The organism is Cellvibrio sp. GW822-FHT04B05, assembly GCF_058800985.1.
Genome location: NZ_JBXAMU010000001.1, coordinates 527,647 through 543,935, shown reverse-complemented (window position 1 = coordinate 543,935; position 16,289 = coordinate 527,647). Strand labels below are relative to the sequence as shown.

Genomic DNA, 16,289 nt, shown 5'->3' with positions numbered 1-16,289 from the left:
GTGCAGAAAATCAGACCAATACAATATCGTACTGCTCCTGGTGAAAGAGCGCCTCAACCCTGAATTCGATAGTGCGGTTAATAAAGGCTTCCAAATCAGCAACGTAGGTTGCTTCTTCATCCAGCAGGCGATCAACCACCAACTGCGAAGCCAATACCAAAAACTTCTCGTTGTCGTAAGTGCGTGCCATGCGCAAAATTTCGCGGAAAATTTCATAGCACACAGTTTCCGCCGATTTCACCTGACCGCGTCCCTGACATACAGGGCATGGCTCACACAGCATTTGCCCCAGGGATTCGCGGGTGCGCTTACGCGCCATTTCCACCAAGCCCAACTCGGATACACCGGTGATGCGGGTTTTGGCGTGATCTTTTTCCAGCGCTTTGTCCAGCGTACGCAGTACCTGCCGCTGGTGCTCCGGATCTTTCATATCGATAAAATCGAGAATGATAATACCGCCCAGATTGCGCAACCGCAGTTGGCGTGCAATTGATGACGCTGCTTCCAGATTGGTTTTGAAAATCGTTTCTTCCAGGTTGCGATGGCCGACAAACGCGCCAGTATTTACATCCACCGTGGTCATGGCTTCAGTCTGTTCGATAATCAGGTAACCATTGGACTTCAACGCCACACGCGGTTCCAGCGCGCGATGGATTTCTTCCTCCACCCCGTAGAGTTCCAGCAGTGGCCGGTCGCCACTGTATAACTCGATAAACTCGACCAGTTGCGGCGCATACTTGGCCGCGAACTCCTGCATTTGCTGCCAGGTCAGGCGCGAATCGACGCGCACCCGGTCAATCGGCGCACGCGCCATATCGCGCAGGGCGCGCAAATAGAGCGGCATATCGCGATGAAGTTCCGCAGGAACACCCAGGCTCGGCAACTTCTCGCTTAAATCGTCCCACAGTTGGCGTAAAAACGGGATATCAGCGGTGATTGCATCGATTTCGGCACCTTCGGCCACGGTGCGCACGATAAATCCGCCTCTAATGCGCTGTTCAGCAACTTCCAGCTCCACCGCCTGACGCAGGCGCTCACGCTCCTGCTCATCCTCAATGCGAGTGGAAACACCGATATGGCTGGAGTTGGGCATGTAAACCAGATAGCGCGAAGAAAGCGTCAGGTGGGTCGTCAAACGCGCACCTTTGGTGCTGATCGGATCTTTCGCCACTTGTACCAATAGAGTCTGGCCTTCGCGCACGAGGGTGCGGATGTCCGGTACTTCAGCGCGACGCACTTCGCCCTCGGGCGGCTCGGGCATCATATCGGCGGCGTGGATAAATCCGGTTCGCTCAAGGCCGATATCTACAAACGCGGCCTGCATACCGGGCAATACCCGCACGACTTTACCTTTGTAGATGTTACCGACATAGGATTCGCCGTGACTGCGTTCGATGTAAAACTCTTGTACCACCCCGTTTTCAACTAGGGCGACACGAGTCTCTACCGGTGAGACATTGATCAGGATTTCTTCGCTCATGGGCTAACTCCCGCCGACCACCAAGGCACAGCAAATTCGCGTAATAGCTCACAAGTGGCTTCAATCGGCAGACCGACCACGCAGGAATAACTGCCACGAATCGCTTTGACGAACACGGCTCCCAACCCCTGAATTCCGTAGCTGCCCGCTTTATCCTGCGGCTCACCGGTGAGCCAATAAGTGGTGATTTCTGTATCACTCAATTCACGAAAGGTCACATCAGTTATCGACAAGCGCAATGCCTGATTAGTCGATGAATGCAATGCAACAGCGGTGATGACTTGATGGGTGCGGCCCGAAAGCTGGCGCAACATCTGTTCGGCATGGGTTTGGTCACGCGGTTTCTCAAGGATTTCGCCGTCCAGTAAGCCGAGAGTGTCGGCACCCAGTACCGGCGCCAGTGGCAAGTTTTTCTGGATAAGCTGCGCGTAGCCCGCCGCCGCTTTCTCGCGCGCAAGGCGCTGGACATAATCCACTGCGGATTCATTGGGTGCTGGCTGCTCGGAAATAGCAGCGCTGATGACAGCATGGCGTACACCGATCTGACGCAACAATTCGCGCCGACGGGGAGACTGGGATGCAAGATATAAATCTGGGACAACATCGGAAACCACTGCGCTCACCCTGGATACTCCTGATACTGCAAAGAATAATTATTGTGCCGGGCTGCCATTAATGATGGTAGCGATGAGTCATACCGTTCAGCCACCAATTCAATAACGGCCACACCAGCGCACTGGTCAACGCCGGGTATAAAAACTGGATGCCCGACAGCGGCCTGCCCGCCATGCCTTGCACCCAGTTATCGGTCAGTTGGGCAATACCCACGAGCACAAAGATCCAACCTGACTGACGCCAGATCGAAAAATTACGCACCCGTTGATACGACAGAATACAAATATAGGCCACGATCACCAAACCGAGGCTGTGCTGTCCGAAGGGGACTCCTTCGAGTAAATCCTGGAATAAGCCAAGTACACACAGCAAGGTAAAGCTCACGGTGAGCGGCATAAAGAAGATCCAGTAAATCGCTACAACCAGGACAAACTCAGGGCGCCACCAGCGCATATCCATCGGCAGCGGGTAGACCGACAAAATCAGTGCGATAAAAAAACTCATCGCCATAATGAGGTAGAGATTGATCTGCTGGCCGGGCATTAGTTTGCCCCGCCCACAGCACTGGACACGGAAGATTGTGCAGAAGCAGCAGAAGCGGCCTTATCGGCATCAGACAGCCGTAGCGCACCGGGGACACTGGCTTGGTCGCGGTTTTCAAAAACCAACAACAAATGCCGGCTGCGATCCAGTCGCGCCATAGGTTTCGCGGTAACAGTGAGGAATGCCTTGCCCGGATCGCGCACCACCTGCAGTACTTCAGCGACCGGATAGCCGACCGGAAAACGCTCACCCATCCCGGAGCTGACCAATAAATCGCCCGCGCGGATATCGGTATTGGCCGAAACATGGCGCAGATTCAAACTGTTCAAGTCACCCGATCCCTCAGCAATAGCGCGCACCCCATTGCGGTTTACCTGTACCGGAATCGCATGGGTGGAATCGGAAATCAGCAATACCGTACTCGATGTCTCCCCAACTTCAATCACCTGCCCCATTAAACCAAAAGCATCGAGCACTGGCTGGCCTTTAAAAGCGCCATCTTTAGTACCGCGATTGATAATGACTTTATGGCTCAGCGGATTGGGCGAAACCCCGATCAGCTCGGCAATCAATACGGTATCTTGTAAGGTTTGACTGGCGTTGAGCAATTGCCGTAGACGCACGTTTTCTGCAGCCAGTGATGCCAATTGCTGCAATTTACGTTGATGGATAAGCAGCTCGGTTCTGAGCGCATCATTTTCGAGCTTGAGATCAGCCTGGGCGACAAAAGTGCCTTTGCGCCAATCGTTTAATTGGCTGGGCACATCAGTAATCTGGTAAAAAGGGGTCACCACTTGGGCGAGTTTTTCGCGCAGCGGTTCAAGACGGTCGGTATAAAGGCCAACGACCACCAGCACCATCGCAATCAGGATGAAGAGAAAGGCACGACTGGTGGCGGATGAGCCTCGGGCGAAGAGCGGTTTAATGGTGAGTTCTCCCGTGGAGTTGAAGCCCGCCTGACGCGGGCTTCAAAACATATCAGGACGACAGCAGGTCAATATTGCGCTTGTCATTCATCTCCAGCGCAATACCACCACCACGAGCCACACAGGTAAGCGGGTCTTCAGCAACAATGAATGGAAGACCGGTTTCATTCGATAGCAGACGGTCGATATCGCGCAGCAATGCACCGCCACCCGTCAGTACTACGCCGCTCTCGGCAATGTCAGAAGCCAGTTCCGGTGGCGATTGTTCCAGCGCACTTTTTACCGCCTGGACAATACCGGCCAACGGATCTTGCAATGCTTCAAGGATTTCATCGCTGCTCAGGGTAAAGCTGCGCGGTACACCTTCAGCGAGGTTGCGGCCACGCACGTCGATCTCGCGGATTTCACTGCCGGCAAATGCACAGCCAATTTCCTGCTTGATACGCTCAGCGGTTGCATCACCAATCACACTGCCGTAATTGCGGCGCACATAGTTAACGATAGCTTCATCAAAGCGGTCGCCACCGATACGCACGGAATCAGAGTAAACCACACCGTTCAGGGAGATAACGGCGATCTCGGTAGTACCGCCACCGATATCCACCACCATCGAACCGTTAGCTTCCGATACTTTAAGGCCAGCACCAATCGCCGCCGCCATTGGCTCTTCGATCAAACGCACTTCGCGCGCCCCGGCACCTAATGCAGATTCGCGGATCGCACGTTTTTCAACTTCGGTAGAGAGGCAAGGAACACTGATCAGAACGCGGGGAGATGGGCTAAACCAGGAATTTTCGTGAACTTTGCGGATAAAGTGTTGCAGCATTTTTTCGGTGACCTGGAAGTCGGCAATAACACCGTCTTTCAGCGGGCGGATAGCCGTAATGTTGCCCGGTGTACGACCCAGCATACGCTTGGCCTCTACCCCTACCGCTTCCACAATCTTGGTACCGTTGTGATGGCGAATCGCAACCACTGATGGTTCATTGAGTACTATGCCGCGACCGCGCACATAAATCAGGGTATTTGCGGTACCAAGGTCGATTGAGAGATCGTTGGAAAATGCTCCACGTAAAAGTTTCATCATGACGGGACGGGGCCTTAAATTAGAATATGTTGAAATAGAATTCGTGTCGTTATCGACGTTTGTGCCCACTCTCGCGACGGCGCGCTCATGGCATCAGGACTCAATTCTGCAAACGCAGTTCCCTGAACAATTTCTCCCCGCAGTGCGCGGAGAATCCCTGCAAATTTTTAAGAAGCGCGCAGTATAAGTGAATTTTCGCTTTTTATCCGACCTAAATTAACCGTAAAGTTCAAATTAATCGCCCATTTCGCCGACGTTTGTTTGCTGATCCAGGCGGTTATTTTTTGCGCAAGGCAGAGCTCGATAAAAGTATTTAGCGCCGGGCATTTAAAACCGGGCTTGCCTTTCTTAACCAAGGTTCAACCAAGGCCCTCAGCTAAGGGGACTCAGGTTTTGACAAAATCCGCCGCACTCTATCAACCGCAGGGATTCAGGGCAAGGCGCAAATGTGGTACCTTGGGCGCCCATTTTTGGCGGGTTGATGCCGCTTTCGCTGCAACGTCACCGCACTATTTGATTTTTATCTGCTGGAGCTAAACCACCATGGCTATAGACCGTTCCGATATCGCCAAACTGGCCACGCTGGCGCGTATCCAGATTAACGACGAGGCCGCCGATGAAGCGGCACAAAGTATTTCCGATGTACTGGCTCTGGTTGACCAACTGCAAGCCGTGAATACCGATGGTGTATTACCTATGGCGCATCCGCTGGATACCGTGCAACGTTTGCGTGCTGATGTGGTGACTGAAGCCAACCAGCGCGAAATGTTCCAATCGATTGCACCTGCAGTACAAGACGGTTTGTATCTGGTCCCACAAGTTATCGAATAACAAATGCGCGCCGCCATTCGCGGCACAAAAATGTAGGGGCGCCGCTTGCTGCGCCCGAATGTTTACATTGACGAGAAATGGGCGCAGCAAGCAGCGCCCCTACGCAAAAAAATTTGGTAAAAATTTTAGGAATTTTTGAATGCATCAATTCACCATTGCCGAACTGGTAAAAGGTCTGCGCAACAAAGACTTTTCCAGTACCGAAGTGACCCAACATTACCTTGAGCGTATCGCGCGGCTCGATAAAACTTACAACAGTTATATTACTGTTACACCTGAGCTGGCTTTGGCCCAGGCGAAAGCGGCTGACAAACGTCTCGCAGACGGCAATCAACCAGCACTGTGCGGTGTGCCCATTGCACACAAAGATATCTTTTGCACTACCGGTGTTCGCACCAGTTGTGCATCAAAAATGCTCGATAATTTTATCGCGCCCTACAATGCCACTATCGTCGACAATTATTTAAATTCCGGTGTGGTGATGTTGGGTAAAACCAATATGGATGAATTCGCGATGGGTTCATCTAATGAGACAAGCTACTACGGTCCGGTAAAAAATCCATGGGCAATTGATTGTGTTCCCGGTGGCTCATCCGGCGGTTCAGCCGCAGCAGTTGCCGCGCATTTAGCGCCCGCGGCAACAGCATCCGATACCGGTGGCTCGATTCGCCAACCGGCTGCGCTGTGTGGATTAACCGGCATTAAACCTACTTATGGCCGCGTATCACGCTGGGGCATGATTGCGTTTGCATCAAGCCTGGACCAAGCGGGCATTTTGTCGCGCACTGCGGAAGATGCAGCGATTTTATTAAACGATATGGCGAGCTACGACGCAAAAGATTCGACGTGTGTTGAGCGCGATGTTCCCGACTACACCGCCGATTTAAACAAACCATTAAATGGTTTACGCATCGGTGTACCGAAAGAATATTTCGGTGAAGGTTTACATCCTGACACAGCCGCATTAGTTGAAGCAGCGATTAAAGTGTACGAAAGCCTGGGCGCAACCATTCACAGCGTCAGCTTGCCGCACACGCATCTTGCAGTGCCTGCTTACTACGTTATTGCACCGGCAGAATGTTCTGCAAACTTGTCACGCTTTGATGGTGTGCGTTACGGCCATCGCTGCGAGAATCCAAAAGATTTAAATGACCTTTATATGCGTTCGCGCAGTGAAGGTTTTGGTGCAGAAGTGAAGCGTCGTATCCTTGTAGGTGCCTATGCACTTTCTGCCGGTTATTACGATGCCTACTACAGCAAAGCGCAAAAAGTTCGCCGCTTGATCAAACAGGATTTCGTCGACGCATTCCAGAGCATCGATGTAATTCTCGGCCCGACATCACCATCACCCGCATTCCAATTTGGTTCAAAAACCAAAGACCCGGTTGCTATGTATTTGGAAGACATTTACACCATCGCTACTAACCTGGCGGGCTTGCCCGGCTTATCCATCCCTTGCGGATTGGTGGACAACAAACCTGTTGGCCTGCAATTGATTGGCAATTTCTTTGCGGAATCGCAGCTGTTAAATGCAGCGCACCAATTCCAACAGGCAACCAACTTCCACCAACAAACTGCCCCCGGCATTGAATAGGAGCAATGACTATGCAATGGGAAACTGTTATCGGGTTGGAAGTTCACGTACAACTTGCCACCAAAACTAAAATTTTCTCCGGTGCCAGCACTGCATTTGGCGCGGAACCAAATACCCAGGCTTGTGCAATTGATCTGGCGTTGCCCGGTACCCTGCCCGTCGCCAACGAACAAGCATTTCGTTTTGCGACCATGTTTGGTTTGGCCGTGAATGCAGAAATCGGTAAGCGTTCGGTGTTTGAACGTAAAAATTATTTCTATCCGGATCTGCCTAAAGGCTATCAAACCACGCAATTGGCTGAGCCTATTGTCGGTGCAGGTTTTGTGGATTTGGAGTTGGGCGAAGGCCGCACCAAACGCGTTCGCATTCACCATGCACATTTGGAAGAAGATGCAGGCAAATCCTTGCATGAAGATTTTGCCGGCATGAGCGGAATCGATTTAAACCGCGCCGGCACTCCGCTCATTGAAGTGGTTACAGAACCGGATATGCGCAGCGCGGAAGAAGCCGTTGCCTTCGCTAAAAAGCTGCATTCGATTGTGACCTCACTGGAAATCTGTGATGGCGAAATGTCACAAGGCTCAATGCGTTTCGACGTGAATATTTCCGTGCGCCCCAAAGGCCAGGAAAAACTCGGCACCCGCACCGAAACCAAAAACCTCAATTCCTTTAAATTTATGGAAGAGGCAATTGAACTGGAAGTTGAGCGTCAAATTGATGTGCTTGAAGACGGCGGGAAAATTCGCCAGGAAACTCGCCTGTACAACGGCGACACCAAAAAGGCCCGCTCTATGCGCAGCAAAGAAGATAGCAACGATTATCGCTACTTCCCCTGCCCTGACCTGCTGCCGGTGATTCTGGATGATCACTACATTGAATCTGTACGTAAACAAATGCCGGAGTTACCGGAAGCGAAACGCGCGCGCTTTGTCGAGCAATATGGTTTGAGTAGCTATGATGCCGGTCAAATCACCATGGATAAATTCACTGCCGCGTTTTTTGAAGCTTCGACAAAAATTTCCGGCGAAGCAAAACTCACTGCCAACTGGATTATGGCTGACCTGGGCGCTTACCTGAATCGCACCGAACAACGTATTGACCACTCACCGGTTACACCGGAATTGTTGGCCGGTTTGATAGTGCGCGTAAAAGACGGCACTCTTTCCAGCAAAATCGCCAAACAAGTATTTGAAGCGATCAGCAATGGCGAGGGCGATGCCGACACCATTATCGAAACCAAAGGTTTGAAACAGGTTTCCGATACCGGTGCACTGGAAAAAATCATCGATGACATACTCGCCGCTAACGTCGCGCAAGTAGAAGGTTACCGCGCCGCCGCCGAAGACAAACGCGCAAAAATGCTCGGTTTCTTTGTCGGCCAAGCGATGAAAGCGTCGAAAGGCCAAGCGAACCCGCAAGCCCTGAATGAATTGCTAATTAAGAAATTGAACGGTTAATTCCAAATCTTCCACCCAAGCTCCTGCTTGGTTGTGGAACCCTGAAACTGAGACGAACAACATGAAACCATCATCTGCTCTCGCCCAAAACCGCGAAAATGTAAAGCGGGTAATTGCGAAATTTCCCGTTACTAATCCACGTATTTTTGGTTCAGTTGCGTTAAAAACAGATGTGGACGGCAGCGATCTCGATCTGATTGTTGATCCATTACCGGAAACGACCCTGTTTGATCTGGGCGGATTGCAATTCGAACTGGAGGACTTGCTGGGAGTGCATGTTGATTTACTTATTCCAGGCGATTTGCCACTTAAGGTGCGCGCCGAGATTATTTCAAAGGCGATCCCGCTGTGACTGAAGACCGCATAAATGATCAACTTATTCGCATGCATAGCTGCTGCAAACACATTCTTGAATTCGCCGCAGACTTGTCATTTCAGGAGTTCACTGAAGACTTACGCACGCAACAAGCCATTATCATGAACATATTGTTAATCGGTGAGGTCGCGACCAAACTGGTGCAAAAGTTTCCTGAAATTACCACGACGTATCCAGACCTTCCATGGAATAACATACTGAAATGCGCAACCGTATTGCATATGAATATTTTGATCTGGATCTTAATGTGATTTGGAAAACAATCCACACGGCAATACCCGATCTAAAAACGCATTTACAGAAGCTAATCTAAGAAATTATCGTATTAACCTTTCGAGAAAAGTCCTCATGAGCCTACGCAAAGACAAAGAAAAAGTCCTCGGCGAAACATTCGATGATGCCCGCATCGCCACATTTTTAGATTACCCTGCCCCTGCAGGTGTTAATGCTGACTACCACCTGCTCGAAAAAGCCTATCGCGGCATGCTCGGCGGAAACTTTGTCACTTTCATAAAGCAATTTATCGAAGCAGGTAAAGACATTAATGCTGTCGGCCCGGACGGTAAAACTTTCCTGCAAGTCGTGAAAACCCATCGCAACGGCGAAGAATATGCAATTGCATTGGAAGCGGCTGGCGCGAAGTAGATTTTATTTCACGCCAGGAAATAAAAAAGCAGCCTGAAGTGGCTGCTTTTTTATTTTGGTCATTTTAGCAAATCAAGCGCGACCTAAACGTTCAAGCAGCTTTTGGTTTTCTATTTCAATATGTTTGTACAGCTCCACATCCGACAATAATGATGCTGCCGCTTCGTCGATTACCAATACAACTTGTTCGTGCAATTGCAACGCTGATGCCGGACATGCAGCAGTAAGCGGGCCTTCTACAGTAGCTTTAATCGCTTCTGCTTTATTTTCGCCAGTGGCCAACAAAACGACTTTTTTGGATTCGAGGATAGTGCCGATACCCATAGTAATAGACAGATGCGGTTGATATTCATCGGGACCGAAGAAGCGCGCGTTATCGTTGATCGTTGCCTTGGTCAGCGTTTTAATACGGGTGCGTGACATCAATGATGATGATGGTTCATTAAAACCGATATGGCCATTGCGGCCGATCCCCAACAACTGAATGTCAATGCCACCTTTTTGTTTAATAGCAGTTTCATAAAGTGCGCAGGCAGTAAATGGATCTTCAGCATCGCCAGGTGGAACAAAGGTAGACGCTTTATCGATATCAACATGATCAAACAATTGTTGATTCATGAAGTAGCGATAACTTTGCGGGTGCGCTGGATTCAAACCTAAATATTCATCCAGGTTAAAACTACTCACCTTCTTAAAAGACACCTGCCCACTTTTATAAGATTCAATTAATTCTTTGTAAAGCGCTACCGGTGTTGAGCCAGTTGCCAATCCCAATACCGAATCAGGTTTACGGCTAATTTGTTTAATAAAAATATTTGCGCCGTATTTAGCAACTGCAGCAGCATCTTTCAAAATAACAACTTTCATTGAACACTCCAGTGAGTGGTATTGACCGAAAAAATGTAAAACTTAACGATAAAAACTAGCTGTGACGTAAACAATCACCCGCAATCCAGGTGTGGGTTACGCGATAATCATCGGTAAAATGCACTAAATCTGCACGGAAACCTGATTGGATGCGACCAAGATGATTATCCACCTGCATATATTCAGCAGGATAAAGTGAAGCCATGCGCAAACTCTCCGCCAACTCCATTCCAACCCATTCGGTATTCAAGCGCACAGCGTCAATCATACCGATTGCACTGCCTGCTAAACGGCCTTCGGCATTTACCAGGCAGCCATCTTTTTCATAAATAGTTTCGCCGTACATCTGGAAAGATTTTTCTGGCGACCCAACGGTAGACATTGCATCAGTCACTAAATACATTTTGCCTTTGGGTTTTGCAGCACAGGCGATACGCGCAGAAGCGGCATGCACATGATAGGTATCGATGATAATTCCGCACCAACTGTCAGGATCTTCCAATGCGGCGCCGACGACACCGGGTTCACGTCCGGTAGTTGGACGCATCGCATTGTATAAATGGGTAAAACCGGAAAGACCTTCTTTAATCGCATTCACGACTGATTCGTAGTGCGCATCTGTGTGGCCGGCACAAACCACCACACCGGCAGAGGTCAATTGTTTAATTTGTCCGGGTGCTGCATGTTCCGGAGCCAGCGTAATCATGACCTTAAATTCGTGCTGGCTTTTAACCGAAGCAACCAGCCAATCAATATCAGCTTGTTCCATTTCACGAATGTAACGCTCATTGTGCGCACCGCGGCGTGCCATATCAAAAAATGGCCCCTCTATATGCACACCCAACACACCTTTTAATCCAGAATCAACTGCATCGGCTACTGCCTTGACGCCAGCCTGATGCACTTCGCGTGTATGGCTAACCAATGTGGGGAGCAGCGAAGTGGTGCCAGTGGGACGATGCCCATCCAACATGGTTTTAATGGCGGTCACACTGGTATCACTGGTAAAAAATGCTCCGCCACCGCCATTCACTTGTAAATCGATAAACCCTGGCGCGATCACACCACCATCCAACAAAATTTGCGGAATGGATGTATCCAGAACAGCGGCGGGAATAAGCGCTTCAATTTTTTCGCCCGCAATAACCAAAGCATAATTATCGAGGAATCCCTCACCGGTAAAAATGCGCGCGCCTACTAACGCCTGCTTCATAAAAACACCTGTAATAAATTGTTTACTGCGCAGACGCAGCAAGCACTACAAACCAGTTATGCCCTATAAACTGATAATAATGTTGCGTTTGTGCAATACCCATGCAACAAACCACAAGACAGCAACTTGCAATAAGGCAAATAATAGCGATGCCAAATAGGGATCGGCAAAACTGCGAAATGCTGTATAAAGTGCGGTATATGCAGATTGATTACCGATAGGAATTAAATACAAAGTGGTCGCCAATAACGCGGCCAATACGTAAATAAACAGGGGATTCTTACCAATAATTTCAAACACGTGATACACGGGTCTAATGCTGGATGCGATTGCCGAGCGCTCTAACTTTACCAACAAAATCAGTATCAGGATGGCAACACCACACGTCAGCAATACAAATGGACTGGTCCACAACGATTTGTTAATCGGAAAGACAGTATTCCACAACAGTGCCAAACCAATTAATCCCAATGCTGATATAAATAATTTACTTAGCGCCTTTTCTTTATCTTCATTTGCCAACAGTACACGTGTTGCTTCAAAACCAATAATAACATTCACGATAGAAGGGAATGTACTCAGGATGCCTTCAGGGTCGAATGGCATGCCTTTACCCTGCCATAGATGGCTGCCACCGAGTACGGCCAGATCAAACTGGCGAACAATGTTGTGCTCAATGCTGTACGGATCAGCAGAAAGGTTTAATAAGCCCCAATAACCAATCAGTAACACTGCACTAATCACTACGCGGCCGATAAAACCAAAATACAAAATAATGAATGCGGCAAAACCGTAAGCTAGCGCGATACGCTGCAGAACACCCATAACACGCCATTGATCGAGGCTTTCGGTAAATGGATAAGCGGACAGCAGCACACCAATCAAAAACAGCAACGCAACACGGCGCAAGATTTTTTTGGCTTGATCAGCAAATGTCAGCTGGCCAAGGCCGCGTACGGAAAAGTACATGGCCGAACCAACAATAAACATAAAGAAAGGAAATACAAAATCAGTGGGGGTCGCACCATGCCAGTTCGCATGCAAGAGCGGTGCGTATACAAACTCCCAGGAGCCTGGAGTGTTCACCAAAATCATCAACGCGAGGGTCAAACCACGCATCACATCCAAAGCTTGAAAACGTTGTTTGACCATCGGATACCTCGCAGATGATATGGTCGTGCTACTTATATGGAAAAATTATTTCCAACTGCGCAGTTTGTATCCTTTAGCTGCATAAAAGAGGATAAATAAATAACAAGGTGTCATCACAATATAAGCCGTCTGACGATCAACAACTGTTGATAGTCCCCCCATGATTACAGGCAAAACAGCACCGCCAGCAATTGCCATAATCAGCAGCGCAGAACCAGTTGCGGTATATTTACCCAAACCACTTAACGCCAAGGGCCAAATCGCTGGCCATACAATCGCGTTTGCCAAACCAAGCAATGCAATACACAAAATGGTGTTAGGAATTGCAGGCGCGCCAAGGAAAGCAAACAGTGATGAAATAGAAGTAGATTCATTGCTACCGAATACGATGCAAAGGCTGATAAATACCCCAAGAGCAGCAGATACCAGTAACATGTTCTGCTGAGAAATAATGCGTGGAATTAATATAATTCCAAGAATGTAACCCAACACCATACAGGACATGGTAATAGAAGTAAGGATAGAGAAGTTGCTAAAACCAATGCTACGGCCGTATCCACCAATCGTATCACCTGCAATCACCTCTACGCCGACGTAAAGGAACAACGCAATAACACCTAATACCAGATTTGGAAATTGTAGCGCGCCACGCAGGGGCAACTTCTCTTCTTTATCCTCTTCGGATTCCAACTCAGGTAATGAGGAAAATCTTACAAGAAGTGCAACACCACCAATCACTAACGCCATATAAATGTATGGCATTACTAAATTACTTGCCATCTGCTCGATTTCTTCAGGAGTTGGCGTTGTAGTTGGATGACCAGTCATACCGCCCAAAATCAATGCAGTAAATACAATAGGTGCAACGATACCAGCAGATTTATTGAGGATGCCCATAATGCTAATACGGCGCGCGGCCGATTCTTCTGGTCCCATTTTTACGACATAGGGATTTACCGCTGTTTGCACTAATGTTTGTCCTGCGCCCATCGTGAATTGCGCAACCAAAAACAAACCGAACCAATGGGTTTTGGCTGCCGGAATAAACAAAAGCGCAGCAGCGGCCATAACAGCCAAACCAATTGCCATACCATTCTTATAGCCAACCTTACGAATCACCCAAGAGGATGGCAGTGAAAAAACTGTTACCGCAATATAAAAAGAAAATAGAATAAATGAAGCCTGGAATGGCGTTAATGCTAATACCACTTCCAGATAAGGCATCAACGAGCCATTAAGCCAGGTAACGAATCCGAAAATAAAAAACATCCCGGCAATCATTGCCAAAGGAAGAAATGCACTCTTTGAATTTGCGTCCGGCGTCGGGACAGCAATAGCGTCGTTACTCATGGTCAAGTTCTCGCGTTAGATGGCAGTGGTTAAAACACTTTCTTTATTGTTAGTTAGCTTGAAACGCTGCTTGGCGAAATATACGGCGCCAAATTCCGGCTGATATAAAGCGGGGGAAATATTGTTCGCCATATCCTGATCCATCCAGGGAATCAGGCGTGGAGCCAAACCGCCAATAATCGACATACGACCTGGCCCGGTATTCCATAACCTGCGCGCTACCGCACTCATATAGGCAGCGCCTTCTTTTACGATATCAATTGCAACTACATCGCCGGCATCGGCTGCATCGACTACAAAAATGGCAAATTTGGCGTAGTCACTCGACTTTGCACCAAACATTTTATCCACAATCATCACGCCTTCAGCCTGCAAAAACTCGCCAATACTGTAGCTCAAGCTGGTTGCAGGACCCAAGTTATCGGAAGCCAGCAATACTGCCTGGATCGCTTCCAACCCCATCCAGGCACCGCTTCCTTTGTCACCAATAGGAAAACCGTGGCCGCCTAAAATAAGTGAGGAGTTTTTAACAAAAGAATAGCCGCAAGAACCGGTACCGGCGATCATTACCGCACCTTCGTCACGATTGTGAGCACCAAGGCAGGCAATATGCAAGTCGGTTGTCAGGAACATGTGCTTGAAAGGATGTTCCCAAGCGCTGATAACATCGTAGAGGCTTGGGACATTAACACCGGCAAGACCAGCACCTGCGACCAGCTCACCCATAACAGAAGGCGGTAGTCCGGCATCGATCAGCGCCAATTCAGCGGCAGTGCGTATGGAATCTTTGGCTTGTTGTACACCGTGAAAAGGATTAGCTGGCCCACCAACACCTGTACCCAGCACCTGTAAATCTTGGGTCATGATACTGGCGCGACACTTGGTACCACCGCCATCAATACCAATATACAAGGTTTGTTCGCCGAGTGGCATCTTCGCCATGATCTACCTCTTTATTTTTAGAGCAAATACCTGACTTGAATGGTTGGGCGTCAGATACTCAAAAACTTTGAATGTTCCCACGCTGGCGATCATAACAGAGGGTTAAAAAAGGTTAGTGCCCCGCAGGACACTAACCACAAGACCACTACTACAGCTCTAGAGAACTCATGCCCCATGAACACCATACTTAACAAGGAGAGATGTCAGGTATAGCTTCTATCATCGGACAGGTTTAGATTACGCCGACAGGACAACGTTGTCAAAGAAAATTTTGTACTTTTTACACCCGATCAAGCAACCGAGACGATAGAGGGTATGTCTATTAAAAAACGGGGGAGCGAACAGTGAAGATGCCAGATAGTCCGCCTTATAATCCGCTGTGGCAGCACAATAGTGTGATATACATAAGATTCATAATAGATAGCTTACGCAAATTAATCCCTTAATCATGTGTAAAAATTTATTCCCAAAATAAAAAAGCCTATCAATCAAAACTGAAAAAGATATTCGCTGTTAACCTGCCAACACCTGGATCAGAACACAGACTAACATCAGATAAAATATTGGCCGAATGTAACACGTACCCGCGATATACCACCAACCGATTAAAACGGGCAGGAATAAATCCGATTTTGGTAAAAAACTCATCTGAATCAGAAAAGTAACGCCGTTCCGGTTTTTTGCGATTTAACTCCTCATAACTAGCATCCAAATAATTATCGCATCGCTCAGGAGTAATAGATTCATAGCCAGTACTGTTATGGCGATAAAATCCTGTTCCACCATGCTCCGCATCGCACAGGTAAAGAAGTGTTGCAAAAAAATGAGGATTGCTTGCATCGAAGTGAGGAACTCGCTGTAACGGCCCCAAGTCCGTCTCAGCTACAGTCATTAAACATATCGCATCTTGTAGAGGTTTTGCTTTAGCTTCTGCAGGAATACCAAACTCGGCTTTTATTGTCTCGCCAATTCGCGTCCGAAGCTGATCACCCAAATTAGCTGGTGCAGGAGTTCGCACACCGGGATATCCTTTACGCTGCAGTGAAGCAGCATAAGGCGAAAATGTAGCCCCGCGCGCAAAATCAACCAAGTGTGCGGGATTTTCTAAAAAATCATCAAAACAAAGAATTTTATTTTTTTCATTTCCCATATACAGGGTTTGCATCGTCAATTCTTTTTTAATCATTTACTGCTACCTTCAAACCGCCCCA

General features: G+C 48.5%; 18 protein-coding genes. 7 read left to right on the top strand and 11 right to left on the bottom strand.

The window, feature by feature from the left end:
• Positions 1-10: 10 nt before the first annotated feature.
• The 5 genes from rng to AC1RJL_RS02155 are packed head-to-tail and all read right to left on the bottom strand — an operon-like array spanning position 11 to position 4,651.
• Positions 11-1,480 carry a ribonuclease G gene (gene rng / locus AC1RJL_RS02175; RefSeq protein ID WP_492911105.1) on the bottom strand — a complete coding sequence of 490 codons (1,470 nt, stop codon included), beginning with the start codon at positions 1,478-1,480 and terminating at the stop codon, positions 11-13.
• The gene (locus AC1RJL_RS02170; RefSeq protein WP_492911104.1) at positions 1,477-2,103 is read right to left on the bottom strand and encodes a Maf family protein; all 627 of its coding nucleotides are present in this window, start codon (positions 2,101-2,103) and stop codon (positions 1,477-1,479) included. Before AC1RJL_RS02170 ends, rng begins: the two co-directional genes overlap by 4 nt.
• 49 nt (positions 2,104-2,152) lie before the next feature.
• Entirely contained in the window at positions 2,153-2,638 is a 486-nt protein-coding gene (gene mreD, locus AC1RJL_RS02165; RefSeq protein ID WP_492911103.1) for a rod shape-determining protein MreD, read from the bottom strand.
• On the bottom strand, positions 2,638-3,564 hold the full coding sequence (mreC, locus tag AC1RJL_RS02160; RefSeq protein ID WP_492911760.1) for a rod shape-determining protein MreC: 927 nt from the start codon (positions 3,562-3,564) through the stop codon (positions 2,638-2,640). Before mreC ends, mreD begins: the two co-directional genes overlap by 1 nt.
• A gap of 52 nt (positions 3,565-3,616) precedes the next feature.
• Positions 3,617-4,651: a rod shape-determining protein gene (locus AC1RJL_RS02155; RefSeq protein ID WP_062066743.1), complete on the bottom strand. Its 1,035-nt coding sequence runs from the start codon at positions 4,649-4,651 to the stop codon at positions 3,617-3,619.
• Positions 4,652-5,194: 543 nt separating this feature from the next.
• Here AC1RJL_RS02155 and gatC point away from each other — a divergent pair.
• The 7 genes from gatC to AC1RJL_RS02120 all read left to right on the top strand — a co-directional run bounded on the left by gatC (position 5,195) and on the right by AC1RJL_RS02120 (position 9,554).
• Positions 5,195-5,482 carry an Asp-tRNA(Asn)/Glu-tRNA(Gln) amidotransferase subunit GatC gene (gene gatC, locus AC1RJL_RS02150; RefSeq protein ID WP_492911102.1) on the top strand — a complete coding sequence of 96 codons (288 nt, stop codon included), beginning with the start codon at positions 5,195-5,197 and terminating at the stop codon, positions 5,480-5,482.
• A gap of 139 nt (positions 5,483-5,621) precedes the next feature.
• Entirely contained in the window at positions 5,622-7,076 is a 1,455-nt protein-coding gene (gene gatA, locus AC1RJL_RS02145) for an Asp-tRNA(Asn)/Glu-tRNA(Gln) amidotransferase subunit GatA (protein ID WP_492911101.1), read from the top strand.
• A gap of 11 nt (positions 7,077-7,087) precedes the next feature.
• Positions 7,088-8,533 (top strand): Asp-tRNA(Asn)/Glu-tRNA(Gln) amidotransferase subunit GatB, encoded by a 1,446-nt coding sequence (gatB, locus tag AC1RJL_RS02140; RefSeq protein ID WP_492911100.1) that lies wholly within the window; start codon positions 7,088-7,090, stop codon positions 8,531-8,533.
• Between the two features lie 61 nt (positions 8,534-8,594).
• Positions 8,595-8,885 carry a nucleotidyltransferase family protein gene (locus AC1RJL_RS02135; protein WP_492911099.1) on the top strand — a complete coding sequence of 97 codons (291 nt, stop codon included), beginning with the start codon at positions 8,595-8,597 and terminating at the stop codon, positions 8,883-8,885.
• Positions 8,882-9,160, top strand: coding sequence for a HepT-like ribonuclease domain-containing protein (locus AC1RJL_RS02130; RefSeq protein WP_492911098.1), 279 nt, complete (start codon positions 8,882-8,884; stop codon positions 9,158-9,160). The genes AC1RJL_RS02135 and AC1RJL_RS02130 overlap by 4 nt, the downstream gene beginning before the upstream one ends.
• Positions 9,112-9,222: a HepT-like ribonuclease domain-containing protein gene (locus tag AC1RJL_RS02125; protein ID WP_492911097.1), complete on the top strand. Its 111-nt coding sequence runs from the start codon at positions 9,112-9,114 to the stop codon at positions 9,220-9,222. Before AC1RJL_RS02130 ends, AC1RJL_RS02125 begins: the two co-directional genes overlap by 49 nt.
• 35 nt (positions 9,223-9,257) lie before the next feature.
• Entirely contained in the window at positions 9,258-9,554 is a 297-nt protein-coding gene (locus tag AC1RJL_RS02120; protein ID WP_492911096.1) for a PA4642 family protein, read from the top strand.
• Positions 9,555-9,626: 72 nt separating this feature from the next.
• On the opposite strand, the gene nagB is transcribed toward AC1RJL_RS02120, so the two are convergent.
• The 6 genes from nagB to AC1RJL_RS02090 all read right to left on the bottom strand — a co-directional run bounded on the left by nagB (position 9,627) and on the right by AC1RJL_RS02090 (position 16,264).
• Positions 9,627-10,421, bottom strand: a complete 795-nt coding sequence (gene nagB, locus AC1RJL_RS02115; RefSeq protein ID WP_492911095.1) for a glucosamine-6-phosphate deaminase — start codon at positions 10,419-10,421, stop codon at positions 9,627-9,629.
• Positions 10,422-10,476: 55 nt separating this feature from the next.
• On the bottom strand, positions 10,477-11,634 hold the full coding sequence (nagA, locus tag AC1RJL_RS02110) for an N-acetylglucosamine-6-phosphate deacetylase (protein ID WP_492911094.1): 1,158 nt from the start codon (positions 11,632-11,634) through the stop codon (positions 10,477-10,479).
• A 63-nt stretch (positions 11,635-11,697) separates the two neighbouring features.
• Positions 11,698-12,786: an acyltransferase family protein gene (locus tag AC1RJL_RS02105; protein ID WP_492911093.1), complete on the bottom strand. Its 1,089-nt coding sequence runs from the start codon at positions 12,784-12,786 to the stop codon at positions 11,698-11,700.
• A gap of 45 nt (positions 12,787-12,831) precedes the next feature.
• Complete coding sequence (gene nagP, locus AC1RJL_RS02100; RefSeq protein WP_492911092.1) at positions 12,832-14,136, bottom strand: N-acetylglucosamine MFS transporter NagP; 1,305 nt, start codon at positions 14,134-14,136, stop codon at positions 12,832-12,834.
• A gap of 15 nt (positions 14,137-14,151) precedes the next feature.
• Entirely contained in the window at positions 14,152-15,078 is a 927-nt protein-coding gene (gene nagK / locus AC1RJL_RS02095) for an N-acetylglucosamine kinase (protein WP_492911091.1), read from the bottom strand.
• 484 nt (positions 15,079-15,562) lie between these two features.
• Complete coding sequence (locus AC1RJL_RS02090) at positions 15,563-16,264, bottom strand: DUF6445 family protein (protein WP_492911090.1); 702 nt, start codon at positions 16,262-16,264, stop codon at positions 15,563-15,565.
• Between the last annotated feature and the right edge of the window lie 25 nt (positions 16,265-16,289).

Coding starts and splice junctions, on each gene's coding strand:
- rng (WP_492911105.1), bottom strand. CDS start 1,480: ATGAGCGAAGAAATCCTGATCAATGTCTCACCGGTAGAGACTCGTGTC.
- mreD (WP_492911103.1), bottom strand. CDS start 2,638: ATGCCCGGCCAGCAGATCAATCTCTACCTCATTATGGCGATGAGTTTT.
- AC1RJL_RS02155 (WP_062066743.1), bottom strand. CDS start 4,651: ATGATGAAACTTTTACGTGGAGCATTTTCCAACGATCTCTCAATCGAC.
- gatC (WP_492911102.1), top strand. CDS start 5,195: ATGGCTATAGACCGTTCCGATATCGCCAAACTGGCCACGCTGGCGCGT.
- gatA (WP_492911101.1), top strand. CDS start 5,622: ATGCATCAATTCACCATTGCCGAACTGGTAAAAGGTCTGCGCAACAAA.
- gatB (WP_492911100.1), top strand. CDS start 7,088: ATGCAATGGGAAACTGTTATCGGGTTGGAAGTTCACGTACAACTTGCC.
- AC1RJL_RS02135 (WP_492911099.1), top strand. CDS start 8,595: ATGAAACCATCATCTGCTCTCGCCCAAAACCGCGAAAATGTAAAGCGG.
- AC1RJL_RS02125 (WP_492911097.1), top strand. CDS start 9,112: ATGCGCAACCGTATTGCATATGAATATTTTGATCTGGATCTTAATGTG.
- AC1RJL_RS02120 (WP_492911096.1), top strand. CDS start 9,258: ATGAGCCTACGCAAAGACAAAGAAAAAGTCCTCGGCGAAACATTCGAT.
- nagB (WP_492911095.1), bottom strand. CDS start 10,421: ATGAAAGTTGTTATTTTGAAAGATGCTGCTGCAGTTGCTAAATACGGC.
- nagA (WP_492911094.1), bottom strand. CDS start 11,634: ATGAAGCAGGCGTTAGTAGGCGCGCGCATTTTTACCGGTGAGGGATTC.
- AC1RJL_RS02105 (WP_492911093.1), bottom strand. CDS start 12,786: ATGGTCAAACAACGTTTTCAAGCTTTGGATGTGATGCGTGGTTTGACC.
- nagP (WP_492911092.1), bottom strand. CDS start 14,136: ATGAGTAACGACGCTATTGCTGTCCCGACGCCGGACGCAAATTCAAAG.
- nagK (WP_492911091.1), bottom strand. CDS start 15,078: ATGGCGAAGATGCCACTCGGCGAACAAACCTTGTATATTGGTATTGAT.
- AC1RJL_RS02090 (WP_492911090.1), bottom strand. CDS start 16,264: ATGATTAAAAAAGAATTGACGATGCAAACCCTGTATATGGGAAATGAA.